The 16,353-nt window shown below is 52.0% G+C and carries 18 protein-coding genes and 2 pseudogenes; 8 read left to right on the forward strand and 12 right to left on the reverse strand.

All coding sequences use genetic code 11. The features are described 5' to 3' along the window. Positions 1 to 13: 13 nt before the first annotated feature. From urtA to RTE01_RS02050, 3 genes are all read right to left on the reverse strand, one after another. Positions 14 to 1,285 carry an urea ABC transporter substrate-binding protein gene (urtA, locus tag RTE01_RS02040; protein ID WP_041145647.1) on the reverse strand — a complete coding sequence of 424 codons (1,272 nt, stop codon included), beginning with the start codon at positions 1,283 to 1,285 and terminating at the stop codon, positions 14 to 16. A 174-nt stretch (positions 1,286 to 1,459) separates the two neighbouring features. Continuing rightward, positions 1,460 to 2,563: a cobalamin-independent methionine synthase II family protein gene (locus RTE01_RS02045; RefSeq protein ID WP_123552303.1), complete on the reverse strand. Its 1,104-nt coding sequence runs from the start codon at positions 2,561 to 2,563 to the stop codon at positions 1,460 to 1,462. 195 nt (positions 2,564 to 2,758) lie between these two features. Next, positions 2,759 to 3,151 (reverse strand): rhodanese-like domain-containing protein, encoded by a 393-nt coding sequence (locus tag RTE01_RS02050; RefSeq protein ID WP_134526099.1) that lies wholly within the window; start codon positions 3,149 to 3,151, stop codon positions 2,759 to 2,761. Between the two features lie 68 nt (positions 3,152 to 3,219). Between RTE01_RS02050 and ftrA the strand changes: the two genes are divergently transcribed. From ftrA to mgtS, 3 genes are all read left to right on the forward strand, one after another. Further along, a complete protein-coding gene (gene ftrA, locus RTE01_RS02055; protein ID WP_134526102.1) occupies positions 3,220 to 4,233 on the forward strand; it encodes a transcriptional regulator FtrA in 1,014 nt (337 codons plus the stop codon). A 53-nt stretch (positions 4,234 to 4,286) separates the two neighbouring features. Beyond that, a complete protein-coding gene (locus RTE01_RS02060; RefSeq protein ID WP_041145651.1) occupies positions 4,287 to 4,502 on the forward strand; it encodes a DUF4177 domain-containing protein in 216 nt (71 codons plus the stop codon). A gap of 171 nt (positions 4,503 to 4,673) precedes the next feature. Next, on the forward strand, positions 4,674 to 4,769 hold the full coding sequence (gene mgtS, locus RTE01_RS02065) for a protein MgtS (protein ID WP_115192668.1): 96 nt from the start codon (positions 4,674 to 4,676) through the stop codon (positions 4,767 to 4,769). 175 nt (positions 4,770 to 4,944) lie between these two features. Here mgtS and RTE01_RS02070 read toward each other — a convergent pair whose 3' ends face one another. The 5 genes from RTE01_RS02070 to RTE01_RS02090 form a co-directional block, all read right to left on the reverse strand. Further along, the gene (locus RTE01_RS02070; protein WP_041145652.1) at positions 4,945 to 5,142 is read right to left on the reverse strand and encodes a hypothetical protein; all 198 of its coding nucleotides are present in this window, start codon (positions 5,140 to 5,142) and stop codon (positions 4,945 to 4,947) included. Between the two features lie 383 nt (positions 5,143 to 5,525). Next, positions 5,526 to 6,098 (reverse strand): YceI family protein, encoded by a 573-nt coding sequence (locus RTE01_RS02075; RefSeq protein ID WP_041145653.1) that lies wholly within the window; start codon positions 6,096 to 6,098, stop codon positions 5,526 to 5,528. Continuing rightward, entirely contained in the window at positions 6,095 to 6,667 is a 573-nt protein-coding gene (locus RTE01_RS02080; protein WP_041145654.1) for a cytochrome b, read from the reverse strand. Before RTE01_RS02080 ends, RTE01_RS02075 begins: the two co-directional genes overlap by 4 nt. 602 nt (positions 6,668 to 7,269) lie before the next feature. After that, entirely contained in the window at positions 7,270 to 7,770 is a 501-nt protein-coding gene (locus RTE01_RS02085) for a hypothetical protein (RefSeq protein WP_134526104.1), read from the reverse strand. Positions 7,771 to 7,808: 38 nt separating this feature from the next. Continuing rightward, positions 7,809 to 9,374 (reverse strand): sensor domain-containing diguanylate cyclase, encoded by a 1,566-nt coding sequence (locus RTE01_RS02090; protein ID WP_170197846.1) that lies wholly within the window; start codon positions 9,372 to 9,374, stop codon positions 7,809 to 7,811. 459 nt (positions 9,375 to 9,833) lie between these two features. Between RTE01_RS02090 and RTE01_RS26325 the strand changes: the two are divergent. After that, a pseudogene (locus tag RTE01_RS26325) lies at positions 9,834 to 10,148 on the forward strand (AraC family ligand binding domain-containing protein); the annotation flags it as partial. Positions 10,149 to 10,289: 141 nt separating this feature from the next. Here the strand turns inward: RTE01_RS26325 and RTE01_RS02100 are convergent. Beyond that, positions 10,290 to 11,285, reverse strand: coding sequence for a GlxA family transcriptional regulator (locus RTE01_RS02100; protein WP_141334622.1), 996 nt, complete (start codon positions 11,283 to 11,285; stop codon positions 10,290 to 10,292). Between the two features lie 127 nt (positions 11,286 to 11,412). On the opposite strand from RTE01_RS02100, the gene RTE01_RS02105 reads away from it, so the two are divergent. Both RTE01_RS02105 and RTE01_RS02110 read left to right on the forward strand, forming a co-directional pair. Continuing rightward, positions 11,413 to 12,192: an alpha/beta hydrolase gene (locus RTE01_RS02105; protein ID WP_134526113.1), complete on the forward strand. Its 780-nt coding sequence runs from the start codon at positions 11,413 to 11,415 to the stop codon at positions 12,190 to 12,192. Between the two features lie 233 nt (positions 12,193 to 12,425). Then, entirely contained in the window at positions 12,426 to 12,734 is a 309-nt protein-coding gene (locus tag RTE01_RS02110; protein ID WP_134526116.1) for a YciI family protein, read from the forward strand. Positions 12,735 to 13,162: 428 nt separating this feature from the next. Here the strand turns inward: RTE01_RS02110 and RTE01_RS02115 are convergent, their stop codons facing one another. Together RTE01_RS02115 and RTE01_RS02120 are read right to left on the reverse strand one after the other, a co-directional pair. Beyond that, positions 13,163 to 13,471 carry a chorismate mutase gene (locus RTE01_RS02115; RefSeq protein ID WP_134526119.1) on the reverse strand — a complete coding sequence of 103 codons (309 nt, stop codon included), beginning with the start codon at positions 13,469 to 13,471 and terminating at the stop codon, positions 13,163 to 13,165. A 215-nt stretch (positions 13,472 to 13,686) separates the two neighbouring features. Beyond that, positions 13,687 to 14,736 (reverse strand): NAD(P)/FAD-dependent oxidoreductase, encoded by a 1,050-nt coding sequence (locus RTE01_RS02120; RefSeq protein WP_134526122.1) that lies wholly within the window; start codon positions 14,734 to 14,736, stop codon positions 13,687 to 13,689. A gap of 235 nt (positions 14,737 to 14,971) precedes the next feature. On the opposite strand from RTE01_RS02120, the gene RTE01_RS02125 reads away from it, so the two are divergent. Further along, the gene (locus RTE01_RS02125) at positions 14,972 to 15,457 is read left to right on the forward strand and encodes a GNAT family N-acetyltransferase (protein WP_134526125.1); all 486 of its coding nucleotides are present in this window, start codon (positions 14,972 to 14,974) and stop codon (positions 15,455 to 15,457) included. 179 nt (positions 15,458 to 15,636) lie between these two features. Beyond that, positions 15,637 to 16,119: a glutathione peroxidase gene (locus tag RTE01_RS02130; protein ID WP_134526128.1), complete on the forward strand. Its 483-nt coding sequence runs from the start codon at positions 15,637 to 15,639 to the stop codon at positions 16,117 to 16,119. A gap of 18 nt (positions 16,120 to 16,137) precedes the next feature. Here the strand turns inward: RTE01_RS02130 and RTE01_RS02135 are convergent. Next, positions 16,138 to 16,350: pseudogene (locus tag RTE01_RS02135) on the reverse strand (DeoR family transcriptional regulator); the annotation flags it as partial. Positions 16,351 to 16,353: the final 3 nt, after the last annotated feature.

Consider the following 16,353-nt stretch of genomic DNA (forward strand, 5'->3'; position numbering starts at 1 on the left):
CGCTAAGTGACATTTAGTTGCTGACGGTTTTTACCGGATGGTCAGGCTTCTTATCGTTACCGGCGATCCACGGGCTCCACGGCTGGGCGCGCACCGCATCGTCGGTCTGCCAGACGACGTTGAACTGACCGTTGCCTTCGATTTCACCGATCATCACCGGCTTATGCAGATGATGGTTGGTGGCATCCATGGTTAAGGTAAAGCCGGACGGCGCTTTGAACGTTTGCCCGGCCATCGCCGCGCGAACCTTGTCCACATCGGTCGTACCGGCCTTGGTCACCGCCTGAGCCCACATGTGCAGCCCAACCCAGGTGGCCTCCATCGGATCGTTGGTAACCACGGTATCGGCGTTCGGCAGCTTGTGGGCTTTTGCATAGGCGCGGTAGTCGGCCACGAACTGTTTGTTGGTTGGGTTATCGACCGACTCAAAGTAGTTCCACGCCGCGAGGTTGCCGACCAGCGGCTTGGTATCGATGCCGCGCAGCTCCTCTTCCCCCACCGAGAAGGCAACCACCGGGACATCGGTAGCCTTCAGTCCCTGGTTCGCCAGCTCTTTATAGAACGGAACGTTGGAGTCGCCGTTGATGGTTGAAACCACCGCGGTTTTTCCGCCGGCAGAGAATTTCTTGATATTGGCGACAATGGTCTGGTAATCGCTGTAGCCGAACGGGGTGTAGACCTCTTCGATGTCCTTATCCTGAATCCCTTTGGCGTGCAGGAAGGCGCGCAGGATCTTGTTGGTGGTGCGCGGATAGACGTAGTCCGTCCCCAGCAGGAAGAAGCGCTTCGCCCCGCCGCCGTCTTCGCTCAGCAGGTACTCCACCGCCGGGATAGCCTGCTGGTTTGGCGCCGCGCCGGTATAGAAGACGTTCGGCGACATCTCTTCACCTTCGTACTGTACCGGATAGAACAGCAGCCCGTTGAGCTCCTCGAAGACCGGCAGAACCGATTTACGCGATACCGAGGTCCAGCAGCCGAAGACCGCCGCCACCTTGTCCTGGGTCAGCAGCTGGCGGGCTTTTTCCGCAAACAGCGGCCAGTTCGAGGCCGGGTCAACCACCACCGGTTCGAGCTTTTTGCCCAGCACGCCGCCTTTGGCGTTAATATCGTCGATCGCCATCAGCGCGACGTCTTTGAGCGGCGTTTCGGAGATGGCCATCGTCCCGGAGAGTGAATGCATAATGCCGACCTTAATGGTGTCGGCGGCAAAAGCCGGGAATGTGTAGCCCATGCTGATGACAGAGGCGGAGAGTGCAAAAGCTTTTAATAGTGTTCGACGCTGCATGTTCACTCCTGAATATCGCAAAAACAAAAAATGAATTAACGACTAACCGGAAGTGATAAGGCAAAAAAGATGCCAGGTTACAAAACAACCTGAACGCGCGGCGCGCGGCGGGAGCATATAAAGGGAGGCGCAGCGTTGCCTCAAAACGGTGCAACGCTGCGCTAAGAAGAGAAGTTACCAGACCTGAGCGGCAACCCCGGTGACGAGGCGGACTTTATCCCACTGCTGAGACTCGGTCAGCGCATTCCCCTCTTCGGTAGAGGCGAAACCACACTGTGGGCTGAGGCAAATTTGCTGCAGCGAAACATACTGCGCCGCCTCCGCCAGCCGCGCCTTCACCCCTTCAGGATTTTCCAGCTCGCCGTTCTTGGTGGTAATGAGCCCCAGCACAACCTGCTGATGACCGGGGCGGATAAAGCGCAGCGGCGCAAAGTCGCCGGAGCGGTCGTTATCGTACTCCAGGAAGAACGCATCGATATTAACGCTGCCGAACAGCACCTCCGCCACCGGCTCGTAGCCGCCTTCGGAGATCCACGTGGAGCGGAAGTTGCCCCGGCAGACGTGCAGACCAACGGTTAAATCCTCCGGCTTGCCTTCGAGGGCCTGGTTGAGCACCCGGGCATAGATCCGCGCCAGCTCGTCAGGGTCTTCCCCACGGTCGCGCACCTGCTGGCGCTGTTCGTCGGAGCACAGGTAGGCCCAGACGGTATCGTCCAGCTGCAGATAGCGGCAGCCGGCGTCATAGAACGCGCGGATCGCGTCGCGCCAGGTGGTCGCGAGGTCGGCAAAATAGTCGGCAAGGTCCGGATAAACGGTGGCGTCAATGTCTTTGCGTCCGCCGCGGAAATGCAGCACGCTCGGGCTGGGAATGGTCATTTTTGGCTGCGCGTCGCCGCTGATGCTTTGCAGAAAGCGGAAGTCTTCCAGCATCGGATGTTCGCCAAACGCCAGCTTGCCGGTCACCCGAATGCCGTGCGCACGGGTCTGCACGCCGTTGAACTGGATGCCGTGGTCCGAATCGTAGCGCTCGACGCCCTGCAGGCCGTCAAAGAAATCAAAGTGCCACCAGGCGCGACGAAACTCCCCGTCGGTTACCACGTGCAGGCCGCAGTCGCACTGCTGCTGTACCAGCTGGCGAATCGCTTCATCCTCCACCCGCCGCAGCTGCACGCTATCGATAGCGCCTTCGCTAAACTGCTGACGCGCCAGCTTGATGGCATTTGGGCGCAGGAAGCTGCCGACGATATCAGCACGGAACGGGGCCTGTGAGCGTTGCATGGTGTCTCCTTAGCGGCGGGCGAGTTTAGTTGCCCACCGTGATAGTTCATTATTTGAATTTATAGACTTCTGGATGGCTATATGTCCAAATACTGGCACGCAGCACGCCGATCGGCAAACGAGAAAATTTCATGGCTGATGAAAAAATTTCATTCAGCGGCCGGCTTACTCTCCAGAGGCTGACCGCCGCCCGGTTTAATCGGCGAAAGGCAGCCCTTCGTCCTGCCAGCCGGTCAGGCCGCCGATCATTATCTTCACCGGTCTTCCCAGCAGCGCCAGCCGCAGCGCCGCGACGTCCGCGCCGTTGCAGTGCGGACCGGCGCAATAAACCACGAACAGCGTCTCCATCGGCCATTCGCTCATTCTGGCGGCATCAATGTGCCGATGCGGAATATGCAGCGCCCCGGGGAGATGGCGGCGGGCAAAAGTTTCCGCACTGCCGACGACGTGCAGCAGGACGAAATCAGCCTCGCCTTCGCTCATCGCCCGGTGGACGTCAGCACAATCTGTTTCAAGACCCAGCTTTTTGCCGAACCAGGCGGCGGCTTCGGCGGGTGCGGCAGGGGTAAATTCGGTAACAACACTCATGGCGTATTCTCCTTGTCTGTGATACCACTTATTAAATGACACCTTCACTCTCTTATCCGCTGGCAACCATGACAGAAAACGCTGAAATCATGCCAATCTCCACCGTGACGTTGTCACCTAACCGGGTGGTTGCGCTGGCCTATGACGGCCTCTGCACCTTTGAATTTGGCGTGGCGGTCGAGATCTTCGGCCTGCCGCGCCCGGAAATGGGCGCCGGCTGGTATCAGTTTGCGGTAGCGGCCGTTGACAGCGGCGAGCTCCGCGTGACCGGCGGTATACGGCTGATGGCCGATGGCGGCATGGATCTGCTCAGCAGCGCGGAGACTATTGTGGTCCCCGGCTGGCGCGGAATTGATGCCCCGGTTCCCACAGCGCTCTGCGCGGCGCTGGTTGCCGCCCGCGCCCGCGGCTGTCGCATCATCTCGATTTGCTCCGGCGTGTTCGTGCTCGCCGCCGCCGGCCTGCTCGACGGACGCCGGGCAACCACCCACTGGCGCTATACCGACCAGCTGCGCCAGCGCTATCCGCAGATAGAAGTGATCGACGACGTGCTGTACGTCGGCGACGAGCACGTGATGACATCGGCAGGCAGCGCCGCCGGGATTGATTTATGTCTGCATCTGGTGCGCGAAGACTACGGCATTGATGCGGCGAATACGGTTGCCCGCAGGCTGGTTATCTCCCCGCACCGCGACGGCGCCCAGGCCCAGCAGGTTGTCCGCCCGGTGGCGAAGGCGCGGGAAAGCCAGCGTCTGGGGCTGCTGTTCGATTTTCTGCATCAGCAGCTGGCGGTCAGCCACAGCGTCGCCTCGCTGGCGCAGCGCGTCGGCATGAGCCCGCGAACCTTTTTACGCCGCTTTGAGGCGGCAACCGGCAAAACCCCGGCGCGCTGGCTGCTGGATGAGCGTTTGCTGCGCGCCACGCAGCACCTCAGCGACACCCGTCTCAGCGTGGAGAAGATCGCCGAGCTTTGCGGCTTTGCCAATGCCGGCGCCCTGCGCCATCATTTTCGCCAGCAGTTTGCCCTCAGCCCGCTACAGTATCGCAAGCAGTTTTCTGCCTCCGCGGTTGTAAAACCGTAGCGGCAGAGCACAATAGCTTTAATTTATTTATCTAACGCAAGGAGCTGGTTCCAATGAAAAAAGAGTGTCGCGTGGTGCTTTATAAGGAAGGGATACTGGGAAGTATGTTTTTCGGCGAGGCTAAAGCTGACCCCGATAAGATGAGCCGTTTCCTGAATGAATACACCATGCAGGGCTGGGAAGTGAAAACGATGTCCGTGGAAAGGCGCCGCACCGGCCTTTTCTGGTCACGGGAAGCCTATCTTTTCGTACTTGAACGCGCCCTCTGATCCCCCTCTTCGCCCGCCCGCTTGCGCCGCGGGCGTCATTATTGAGATCTTAAATAATACCTTTTGTTAACATCCGGTTGAAGTTGCGCGGGCTACTATAGCTGCAACAACCGTACACCCTGTTCAATAAGGACAACCTTAGCGCAAATAAAAACTCGATGGAGGTTAATCATGCTGGGAAATATGCATGTATTTATGGCAGTTCTGGGAACCATTCTGTTCTTTGGTTTTATTGCCGCGTACCTAAGCCACAAATGGGATGACTGATGAACGACGATAATCCCCACCCTTAAACGCCCCTTGCTGCTGATGCATCAAGGGGCGTTCTGCTTTATTACGCTATGCCGAATACCGCCCTGAACGAAAGCGGCGTTGATAGCACCGGGCCCGCGTCTTCCCGGCGCATTTTAGATAGATTAATCACAAATATCGTTAAAGCGGATTATCGAATAATCCGTCTGGCGGTTGTATAAATTTTGGTAAGGTAGAGATCTTCGGTCTGCGTATTGTGGTTTTGCAGCATCAAATCTAACGTTTGCTCTGTGACCGGCTGACCCGATTCTTTAAGTAAGACCACCGCCCGGCCAAGCGCTTTACACAAATCGTCATAAAATGCCTGATGTTTATCATTTAGCTGCATCCCTATAGCTCCTTTCATCACTCTGATTGTCTTAAATGTCTGTGCCTGGAAATCCGCTCAATAAATAGCGCCTCAGGTATTGCAGGGAAAAAGAGTGCCCGCATCGATTCTACAGGTTTCTCATCAATATCTATTCTCAAATTCTTGTAGGTAGACAGCGCGTTAGCCAGCGGTTGGCGTCCTGCATTCGCGATAACGCTGTCAGAAATCGCCAAACAGCTGGTCGCCGGCCCTTTGGTAAGACGTTTTGCGGCCGATAACGGGAAGGTTACTAAGTAGGTTTACGGCGATCGTTGCGATATATTGTTCTGACCTCTTAGAAAAAGGTTTACCCCATATTAACGAAGTCAATCCCGGATCGGTGATATCCGGGATTCATTCAATTACTGTTGGACGCCTTCTACGGAGATAATAAGCTCGACATCCTGTGAGGCCGGGCCCAGGTCGCTTTTAATATTGAAGTCTTTGAGGTGGATGCTGCCTGTGGCCTCAAATCCGGCACGTTTGCCACCCCACGGGTCATCGCCCTGACCAATGAGTTTCGCATCCAGAACAACAGGTCGGGTAACGCCATTCAGCGTCAAATCACCCGTAATCTCCAGCTTCTCACCGCTCTTTTTGACCGCCGTCGATACAAACGTCGCCTCAGGGAACTTGCCCGTATTGAGGAAATCGGCCCCTCTCAGATGTTTGTCACGTTCAGCATGATTGGTGTCCAGACTGCCGGTAGCAATTTTAACATTGACCTTATCGGCCGATGGGTTGCTTTCGTCATAGGTGAAGGTGCCATCAAAATCTTTAAATGTCCCATACAGCCAGCTATAGCCAAGATGTTTTATTTTGAAGTTTACAAATGCATGTTGGCCCTCTTTATCAATCTTATAATCCGCCGCTAAAGCAGAACCTGAAACGAACAGAGCGGTAAACAGCGAAAGTCCCAGCAGGTGTTTTTTCATTTTTTTACTCCAGAGTGTATTGACGTTTTACCCAGCATTCTGAGCAGCGTTGCGTCTTTATCAATAAAATGGTGCTTAATTGCCATAAGGCCATGAAGAATGGATACCACCACGATGCCCCATGCAACCCACAGGTGTATTACGCCCGCAGTGTCAGCCTGTATCGCGGCGTCAGATATGAACGCGGGTACATAAAACCAGCCAAAGACGGCGATCGGTTTGCCATCGGCTGTTGATATGAGGTAGCCGCTAATGACAATAGTGAAAAGAGCCAGATAAAGTAACGCGTGAACGAAACCGGCCCCCAGGCGAGTTATCTTTGAATAGCTTTTCAACGGCTGAGGTGCAGAGGATATAAACCGCCACAACACCCGGATGATTAGCCCCATCATTAAAAGGATACCGATCCCTTTATGGATATCCGGAGCTTTATGGTACCAGGTATCATAATATCCTAAGGTCACCATCCACAGCCCGAGCGCAAACATCCCATACACTACAGCAGCCGTTAGCCAGTGCAGGGTTATGGATATAAAACCATAAGCTGATTGTGAGTTTATCAGACGCATTTACTCAGACTCTTTCATGTAACAAAAAACACAAAATGACTTCATTCAATTAATAAATCAATCATTAAGTTAACATAAATGTGAATTTTGATTGGCATTCAAATTTATTGTTCAAACCTGAGTTTCTCCTACAAATATTCCGCATGCGCAATTAAAGAAGATGCTTCCTTTTTCATCTTTTATTTATTTACGTAAATTGCGTTTACATAAACTCAAGAAAACATTCATTTCTTTATTTATACCCGGAGAGCGTTTAACAGCCAGACAGCGGCGCGGCCTGTCGTTTTACACGCATCGGCATAAAATGCCGGCGTCCTTCATTTAGCTGCATTCATGTCGGCCCTTTCATCAACCCGACTGACTTAAAATATCTCCTACTGGAAATATGACCAGCGAAATTCCCTTAGTCACTGCATGGATAACAATCATTTTCTGGACTCAATACTCTCTACTTCCGATAAGCACCTGCAGCATGGCTCCCGGCTTCCGGGGGGTTGGCAGCGAGGCGGTCATGTTTATACGTTCCTGCTCCGCTGAATGGAAGCCGAATTGCGGCAGCATCAATTTATACCAATTATTGAGGTACAGTACCTGCGCAATCGCTACAGAGAGGCTCCGGTTAGACATAAGCATTTGAGTCGTTCAAAATTCCACTTTCTAATGAGATCAGGATTTTCATACAATCCAATATAAAAAAATTCAGCCCTCAGCCTGTCTATAGCGACACTAAAGCTTTCGTTACCATAGAAATGGTGATCCTCACTGTGATTTCTTTTAAAGAAAACGACTGGGTACTGCTTTTCATTTATATTCACTTCAGCATCATAGCCAATTTCTCGTGCCGCCTTGACGACTCTTGATATATTAATATTCAAATCAACCGAGGGTTTAATCATTCTATCCCTTGTAATGACCCAGGCAACAGCCTGGCTCCAACACATCTCCGCAGTATAGGGTTCATGACATGAATGCTTAAGATATGCTGTTGTTTCTAAATCAACTTTACCATCAAATATTAAAAAAACGCCGTCGGCTGATGTTGAGCTGGACGCAAAGTCGCCCTCGGCAATTCGCCGAGCGTACTCTTCTATATCTATAAACATTAGACCACCATTAACGTTACTTAATTAAAAAGTGAAAATCATTCCATTGATACTACTTTATTCCTACCATTTTGTTTAGCAACATATAAATTATCATCAGCGACCTTAATTATTTGCTGTACTGTTTTATTTTCATTTGGCCAACAGGAAACCCCCAGGGATGCTGTTACTCTCCCTACTCGGCCAAACGAAGTGGATTCGATCATAAGCCTTAAACGCTCGCCGATCTCGACCGCCTGCGTCAAGGTGGTTCTCGGAAGTATTAACAGGAACTCTTCGCCACCGGTTCTGCAAGCCAAATCACCCGTTCGTGAACTCTGATTAATGAGTATCGATATTTTTTGCAGTAAAAAGTCGCCTGCATCATGTCCAAATCTGTCGTTGATTTTTTTGAAATGATCGATATCCACAGCAATTAAAGAGAAGGATTGCCCTGCACTTGCTAGTTTTTCTATGGCGGCAGCCATTGTTCTTCTGTTCGCCAGTCCGGTCAGCGGATCGGTCTGCGCCTGCAGGCTTAAGTCCTTCATTTTTTCCTGCAAAAGCCCGGCGCCATTAAACATATTTTTTTTAATGCTATCCACTTCATAATACCAGGCATGAATTTTTCTTATTTTATCAAGGCTATAATATTTATCTATTCCAGACGCTACAGCGGCTATTTGTCTTAAGGGCTTCGATATTAGATGGGTTAAAAAAAAGACCCCTGCCACGATAACAAAGGATGAAGGTATGATACAAACGACCAGTTGCTTGATTAAACTCTGCAGAGAGGATAAAACTTTGGCTTCGGATCTTTGTGATATGACCGCCCACCCGCTATTTTTCACCGGAGCAAAGCCAGTAAGCAGGGATTCATCTGTGGATATTTCTATAAAACAATCCCCGGCCAGCCCTCCCAGCACGACTTCAGGCATTTTATTATTTAAGGCCACGTCGCCCTGGATGCGCTGTACAGGATGTTGAATAATAACTTGTTTTCTGTCGACAATATAGGTAACGGTACCATCACGATTGAAATTATCTTCGGTTAGGGTATGCAGCGCTTTGCTTTTATTAATGTAAATAATGCCCAGCAGAAATCCGCTGATTGTTCCTGCAGAGTCCATCATTCTCGTTGAGATAAAAACAAAATAATCACCTGAGTTCGATTGAAGAACATCACTATAATAAACCTTGTTCGCTCTTAGTTTTTGTAGATCTACTACGCTTGCAAGGAAGCTATCACTATAATGCAAATCGCCGGGTTGTTTCGAGATTATCTTCCCGTTTGAATCAAGCAGCAAGACCCCATTAAACGTATCATCCTGATTCATTAATCTTTGGAGTTCATCGTCAATTTTATGCCGATCGCCGGCAAGGCTTATCATTCTTTCAGATGAATACTGCAACCGCTTTTGCGTATCGTATAAGAGTCCATCCAGGGTGGATGCTATTTTTTGCGCGTATAATCTGTTGAAATCATACGCACTATCCAGTAAAGCTTGCCTTTGAACTCGATAGGCCGCGTAGCAGCTAACGATCAGTGCCGTAGCAAGGATTATTAACGACATTGCTAATATTAAGCTCCTTAACCCTATCACTGCGAATGGGTTTTGTTTCATAAATAGCTCCATAACATCCAGGGTTGCTCAACCCATTGTGTAATAAACCAGATCCATTAAAACTATTTAATCCGTAACAAGTATAAGAGCAACGGTCTTCGTGGATGGCTATTGTCCTGACTTATTATAAAATAGATTATTTTTTAAATTCAATACCAAATAATGCACTTGCTATTATTTTGATTTCTTTGTAAGGTGTCATTTTTATTTTATAAACAATTATGCATTACTTATGCAGTTACCATCCATTACTCCCCTTACCTACACTATATTCTGCTAGCATGAAGGCGTTTATTGTGGCGCTCAGTGGGTACGCAAACAGATTTCACAGCTGAAATAACAGTAGTTCGCCAGCATTATTTTTCGATTAGAAGAGGTATCTTCTATTCCTGTTTAATAATTCACGAATGAAGAACATATCATCATTTTTTTACCGCTCCTGTCGTTGTAAATCGCCGGATGGTAGCCGTCGCTCTGCACGTGGGATCGACGGGGGAGTATTTGGGTCCCAGCCCGCATGCTCACCGAAAAGGTCAGCCGATCCTCTCTTTACACGGCGCCGTCAGCTGCGAAGTAGAAGGTGCGCTGTGGCTTGTTCCTCCCCGGCACGCGGTCTGGATCCCCGGTGATACGCCTCACAGCTGTCGCGTAACGCAGAATGCGCGCACCTGCTTTCTTTTTATTGAGCCCGGTGCGGCGGTGATGTCCGCAGCCTGCTGTACGCTTGCCATTACGCCCCTGCTCCGCGAACTCATTCTTTACCTGGCCGGGCAGGAACCCTTGTATCCCACGCAAGGCAAAATGGCCAGCTCGCCGCCGTGCTTCTCGAACAGATCCCCGACGCGGCGAGAAGACGATGCATTGACCATGAAGTCCTAATGTATGAGGGAGATCGGTTGCGCATCGCCTGAATTTTTATGAATTGGTTTTGACGCGTTCCCTGTAATTGCCCGGAGACATGCCCATGATGCGGCTGAAGGCCCGCCTGAACGCGGTTTCATCGCCGTATCCGTAGGCGCTGGCGACCTGAGAGACCGTTTGGTCAGGGCTTTCGAGGAGAAGCGACGCGGTTTCAATACGAACCCGCGTGATGAAGTTTTTCGGGCTTTCCTGAATCAGCGCGATCATTCGGCGATTCAGCGTGCGCGGCGTCAGGTTCAGGGCTGCAGCCAGCTGCTCGACGGTGATTGCCGGGTTCTGGTAACGCACCAGGTGTTCAGCTTTGATCAGCAAAGGATGCCTTGAGTTAAGAAATCCGGCAGGCGCATAGAGTTGCTGCGATAAAGGTTGGCTATCGGCAACGGCCATATCCGCGGTCAGTTTAGCCAGCTCTTTACCGGCGTGATGACTCACTACGTAGATAGCAAGGTCAACCCACGAAAGCGGCCCACCCGCAGTAATAATGTTGTCCTGTTCAGCCAGCACTTTTCCCCACACGGGCTTCGCCAGCGGATAACGCGATCTGAATGAGTGATATAACCACCAGGTTGTGGTGCAGAGCCGCCCATCCAACAAACCGGCTTCCCCGAGCACAAACCCACCGGCGCATGCCCCGGCAATGCGGCTTCCTTGCTGATATTTTGCCTTCAGCCACTCTGCCGCAATGGAGACCGCCTCCCCCGCAATCGGGTTTTTCTGTTCATCAAGCTGTATCCCGCTGGCGATAATTAAATCGACGCTACCGGACTCATCAAACGAACAGTCGCTGTCAATTTTCCGTCCCTGCACGTCGGTAACCGGTTTGCCATCCGCCGTCACAATCCTGACGTCAAAAAACGGTGCCAGCCGGGAGATATCGGCATTGACCGACGGATTTTGCCGTATTACCTGATTGGCTAACCAGAACATGTCGCCAAGCCCGGCAAGCGCCGAACGCATGCTCCCCGGTAGTGCCAGTAACGCAATTCGCATGATGAGATCCTAACGGAAAATTTGTCCGATTTAGCATGATACATGTCGTTAAAGACACTTCAAACCCCTCACCCGAGATCGTTACACTGGCTGCATTCATATCATCCCGACGACAGAGACACGACCGATGAAATATTTGCTGGCAGCTAACCTACGTAGAGGATATTTCATTTTGTGCCTGCTCCTCGCATACCTATCGCCCCTCCGGGCGGAGGAACCTGACATCAAAAATATCGTTCTGGTTCACGGCGCCTTTACCGACGGCTCCATCTGGTCAGCCGTTATCCCGCTGCTGCAGGCTGACGGCTATCACGTCACTGCCGTTCAAAACCCGCTGACTTCACTGCAGGACGATGTGACTGCGACTGAACGCGTTCTTGCGCGTCAACAGGGCGACACTCTGCTCGTCGGCCACTCGTGGGCGGGCGCGGTCATCACTCAGGCAGGAAACGCCCCTAACGTTAAGGGGCTGGTGTACCTCTCCGCACTGGTTCCCGATAGCGGAGAGTCGGTATCGCAGGCGCTGGCCCGCCTCCACGCCCCAATGGACGGGATGACGGCGGATAACAACGGTCTGTTCTGGCTTGATGATGCGGATGACTTTTATCGGGTGATGGCAAACGATCTCCCTTTGTCCCAGGCTCGCCTGCTGGCTGCGACGCAGCAGCCGATTGCCGCTGGCGCCTTTATGGAAAAAGTACGAACGGCAGCCTGGCATAGCAAGCCTTCGTGGTATCTGATTACGGAAAATGACAACGCGCTAAATGCTTCAGTGCAGACGAGCTTTGCCCGGCAAGCTGGCGCCCACGCGACACGGATTGACTCGGGCCATCTGTCAATGATTTCACACCCTGCTGAGGTCGCGGCACTGATTAAGAGAGCGGCCCACAGCGTAAACCACTCTTAACCCATCGGCCAAAATACGATGAACCGCCTCTGTCCTGGCGCAGGCATCAAGGCTGAATGCGGAAATGAACGTTGAGCCACGCTTTCTGCCCAATCTGCCGGGATTACGCATCCGGGATAGGCCAGGCGGGCAGACTCATCGAAAGGAGAAGAAGTTAAAGCACGCGAATGTTATCAGACCATGAGCTCGGTTTCTCAGGTCATCAACCCTGTTTGTATCCGTGAGGATTAACCATGCTGCACGCTGTTACATTGACATATCTGTGTCCGGAAGAAGATATTGCCGCTCACCTTGAAGCGCATAAACAATGGCTTGTCAGAGGAGTTAAAGATGGAAAAATCCTTTTTGCCGGCCCCCTCGACAATCATGCCGGCGGGTACATCCTCTTTTACGGCGAGGACAAGAACGCCGTCGATCGCTTTATGAAAGAGGATCCCTTCATTGAGTACAAAATTGTTAAAGCTTCTCTGGTCAGCGTTGAGCCCGCATTAAGCGCTCAGGGCTTTCCCGAAAAATGGGCAGCGAAAGCCCGGTTTATTTGACCTGTTTTGCATTAAATAAGGCTCTGAATGCTGCTACGCCGGACACCAGCGGAAACGCTGACGTAACGAACCATTCATTTTTACCACTGCTCCACAGCCCGCCGAAAATAAAGCCCTGAAAAGGGCTTTATTTTATACAAGGTTAAGAAAATATCGCCCTGAGATATTACTCATAAGGAACTCGCAGCTTAGCGGCAATACAAAGAATTCCCGCTAACAGTGCGATGGTGTGCCACTTATGGGTTGTATCTGACATCTCTCTGACTTTCTCTCAAAAAAGAAAGACTTTAAGATACTCAAAGCCTGCAAAATATAGCTAAACAGACAACATCTATCTAAATTATGCCAAAGCGCAAAAAACCGGTTGCCCCGCACGGCCGCGGGGAAAAATTTGTCCCGGGCAGCCGTTGCGCTGCGCGCAGGCCTGGCTATCGAGCAACATCCGTTTTTTGCTGCTGAAGCTGCTGATGCTGCTCAAGCTCGTACTCAATGAATGCGCCAATCATGCAGCGATAGACTTTCTCAATAATCACCTCCGGCAGCCCTGCCTCCGTCGCTTTCTCACGAACCCGATCGATAACCTGCTGCACGCGTTCCGGCGCACGCACGGCGGAGCTATCGGTTTTAAACGCGGCAGCGGCTTTAACGCATTCCGCGCGCTGAGCGATCGTTTTGACCAATTCGCTATCTATCCGATCGATACGGCTTCTGACGTCTTCAATGCTGGTAAAAGTCACTTTATGGACTCCTGAACTAGTACATGAGTTTGGCATGATATATCAAATCTCAATTGATACCAGCTTTGGCATCAATTAATGCCGGGCAGGCGGCGCTTGCATCGCCGACCTGATCGCGTAGCGATTTGGCCGCATCGCACCAAAGGCGGACCGCAATAATATGCCAAGGATTAAGACACAGAACGCCGGCCAGCATTTTCAATATATTGATTTCACTACAAAGGGTTATGCATAAAGCGTGAGGGGCGATAGCTCGCCGGGATCTCAGCGCTCACACCGTCGCGTAATTCGACAGAAACCAGCCTCCCGATCGTCGCTGCGCACGTCACCGCCGGGTGCATGGCGGCGACATAAACGCCCCGACTCTCATCGGTGAAGCCCAGAACGGGATACCCATCCTGCGGGAAAGGACGTTCCCCTATTGAGTATTGGCTGAGAGAAGCCGACTCTGCGCCCCTGATCCTGTTTGTTACTGAGGCCTCGGCAGCGCTAACCGTTTCACTCACTCTGCCGTTTTGCGGATAATCCTCTGCGGCTAATAAATCCCCGTTGCGCGCACGCCGAACCTCAACATCGTCGCCTGCGATAATTGTCTTGACGTCGCACTGGGGAGCCGCAAAGCGCAGCAATATGGCGGGAGAAGCCAAAATCGGCACCGGGGTACCCATTAGCGCAGTTAAAGCGGGAATACCCGTACCACAGGCCAGCACAACGCAGTCCGCCTCCACTTTCCCCTCGGAGGTCAGGACCCCCGTCACCTTGCCGTTGGTCAGGCAAATCCCCGTCACGGTCGTTTGGTTATGCAGTACCGTACCCTGACGACAGGCTTTACTCAGTAATATGCGTGTCGCCTGGTTGGCATCGACGGCACCATCTTTTGCCGCATAGCGGGCTTCTAAGGGAGGAACTTTCAACGCTGGCTCCAGGCTGGCGATTCCGGCTCTTTGCAGGAGGCGTTCGCCCGGCAGGCAGGCCTGAGACGCCGGGCCGTATTTTAATGAACCACTCCAGTTAATCTGCAGTTCCGGAATCTGTTCTTCCAGCCTGCGCCAGTCTGCGAGTGCGGCGCGCCGGAGAAGCACATCAGGCGCATCATCACTCACCGCGCCGGTAAGCCAGCCAAACGCGCTGCCGGTCGCCCCTGACGCGGGCACATTCTGCTCAATAACCGTGACGTTAAATTCAAGCTGCGCAAGATGCCAGGCAATAGAAGCGCCAGTGATCCCTGCCCCTACAACGACAATCCTTTTTTTCATCGCGTCCATTGTGGCTTTCTCCAGTGCGGGAAATAGGTTCATGCCATGATGTAAAAGTTTTTTGTCGCGGGCAACCTCGCAGAATAGTAAATTTCATCGCCATCATTGTTCAGGACATTAGCTTCACATACCCTGCTAAGCAGTCGGCACCTCGCGCCTATATTGATACAATCAAAATACTGTCCGGCTTGTAGGTAAATAACCCTGACCTTGCTTTGGTCGCTAATAGTTTGTGAGGTAATAAATGGATTTGTTATTAGAAAAGTTTTCAGCAACACATTTTTCGGACTATTTAAAACTCGTCAGCAATAGCGATGTTATGGCGATGATCACCGAGCGTGCCGTTCCCTGCGATGAGGCCTCCCGTGATTTCAAACGCCTACTCGACGACAATGCCCAGAACTCCGATTTAGGCTATTACAGAATCACGGATGATAAGCAGGGTAATTTTATCGGCCTCGCCAAACTGGCATCCGTGGCCGATCAACCGAAGACCGCTGAGCTTGGCTATATGCTGCTGCCGGAATATTGGGGGCTTGGTATTGCAAGCCAGGTAGCGACAATACTGATTGAGCAGGCGCGTAGAAATAGTGAAATATCGACGCTCATTGCGATTATCGATCCTGCAAATCTGGCATCAAAAAAGATCCTGACGAATAATCGTTTTATCACCCGTGAGTTCAGGGATTTTGATGGTTTGCCCGGCGAAATACTGCAACGGGCGGTATAAAAACAGGCCGGTTTGGTTGTGGAAATTAAGGCCGCAGTTCGCTCATAGCAGTCCGAAGATGGCGCCAGGATTGATTCGAGGCAAAAGCGAAGGCCACCAATATCATGGCGTGTTGTCCTTTTCGTTCGACTTTGCAAAGATGTAGCGCAGAGAACTGGTTCTACTTTGAGGATCCCGCTATGACCCCCTTTCATCAACTGACTGCCACCAGCCTGGCCGGCCAGCCCATCTCCATGGCCGACTATGCGGGAAAACTGGTGCTGGTGGTGAATACCGCCAGCCAATGTGGCTTCACGCCACAATACGCAGGCCTTGAAGCGCTCTACAAGAAGTACGCCGCCCAGGGACTGGTGGTGCTTGGTTTCCCTTGCAACCAGTTCGGTAAGCAGGAACCCGGCGGCGCCGACGAAATCGCTCAGACCTGTCACATCAACTACGGCGTGAGCTTCCCGATGTTCGAGAAAGTGGAGGTCAACGGCGCCGCTGCGCACCCGCTGTTTCGTTTCCTGAAAGCAGAACTGCCCGGCGTGCTGGGGGGGCGGATCAAGTGGAACTTCACTAAGTTCCTGATCGGACGCGACGGCAAACCGCTCAAGCGTTTTGCCCCCTTCACCACTCCGGAGAAAATGGAAGCCACAATCCTTGCTGCGCTTGACGTCTAAGCGCTGCGCTACTTTTCATGATTTACGCCCGGCAAGCGTGGCGATGGCTGAAAATGGAGGTAAAGCGCCACCGTGAACGCGTTGCAAACGCCCTTCAGCCGCAAGTTCGTGCAAATCCCGTCGAATAGTCTCTTCTAAAACGTCAAATCCCGCACTCAGTTCTCTCGTGAGAACCCCGTCATCTAAAAGAAGTTGTTCTGGAACGAGCTGTACACGCTGACGGGTGAGCATGTA

This window comes from Klebsiella terrigena (genome assembly GCF_006539725.1).
GTDB classification, from domain to species: domain Bacteria; phylum Pseudomonadota; class Gammaproteobacteria; order Enterobacterales; family Enterobacteriaceae; genus Klebsiella; species Klebsiella terrigena.

Coding starts and splice junctions, on each gene's coding strand:
- urtA (WP_041145647.1), bottom strand. CDS start 1,285: ATGCAGCGTCGAACACTATTAAAAGCTTTTGCACTCTCCGCCTCTGTC.
- RTE01_RS02045 (WP_123552303.1), bottom strand. CDS start 2,563: ATGCAACGCTCACAGGCCCCGTTCCGTGCTGATATCGTCGGCAGCTTC.
- RTE01_RS02050 (WP_134526099.1), bottom strand. CDS start 3,151: ATGAGTGTTGTTACCGAATTTACCCCTGCCGCACCCGCCGAAGCCGCC.
- ftrA (WP_134526102.1), top strand. CDS start 3,220: ATGACAGAAAACGCTGAAATCATGCCAATCTCCACCGTGACGTTGTCA.
- RTE01_RS02060 (WP_041145651.1), top strand. CDS start 4,287: ATGAAAAAAGAGTGTCGCGTGGTGCTTTATAAGGAAGGGATACTGGGA.
- mgtS (WP_115192668.1), top strand. CDS start 4,674: ATGCTGGGAAATATGCATGTATTTATGGCAGTTCTGGGAACCATTCTG.
- RTE01_RS02070 (WP_041145652.1), bottom strand. CDS start 5,142: ATGCAGCTAAATGATAAACATCAGGCATTTTATGACGATTTGTGTAAA.
- RTE01_RS02075 (WP_041145653.1), bottom strand. CDS start 6,098: ATGAAAAAACACCTGCTGGGACTTTCGCTGTTTACCGCTCTGTTCGTT.
- RTE01_RS02080 (WP_041145654.1), bottom strand. CDS start 6,667: ATGCGTCTGATAAACTCACAATCAGCTTATGGTTTTATATCCATAACC.
- RTE01_RS02085 (WP_134526104.1), bottom strand. CDS start 7,770: ATGTTTATAGATATAGAAGAGTACGCTCGGCGAATTGCCGAGGGCGAC.
- RTE01_RS02090 (WP_170197846.1), bottom strand. CDS start 9,374: ATGAAACAAAACCCATTCGCAGTGATAGGGTTAAGGAGCTTAATATTA.
- RTE01_RS02100 (WP_141334622.1), bottom strand. CDS start 11,285: ATGCGAATTGCGTTACTGGCACTACCGGGGAGCATGCGTTCGGCGCTT.
- RTE01_RS02105 (WP_134526113.1), top strand. CDS start 11,413: ATGAAATATTTGCTGGCAGCTAACCTACGTAGAGGATATTTCATTTTG.
- RTE01_RS02110 (WP_134526116.1), top strand. CDS start 12,426: ATGCTGCACGCTGTTACATTGACATATCTGTGTCCGGAAGAAGATATT.
- RTE01_RS02120 (WP_134526122.1), bottom strand. CDS start 14,736: ATGGACGCGATGAAAAAAAGGATTGTCGTTGTAGGGGCAGGGATCACT.
- RTE01_RS02125 (WP_134526125.1), top strand. CDS start 14,972: ATGGATTTGTTATTAGAAAAGTTTTCAGCAACACATTTTTCGGACTAT.
- RTE01_RS02130 (WP_134526128.1), top strand. CDS start 15,637: ATGACCCCCTTTCATCAACTGACTGCCACCAGCCTGGCCGGCCAGCCC.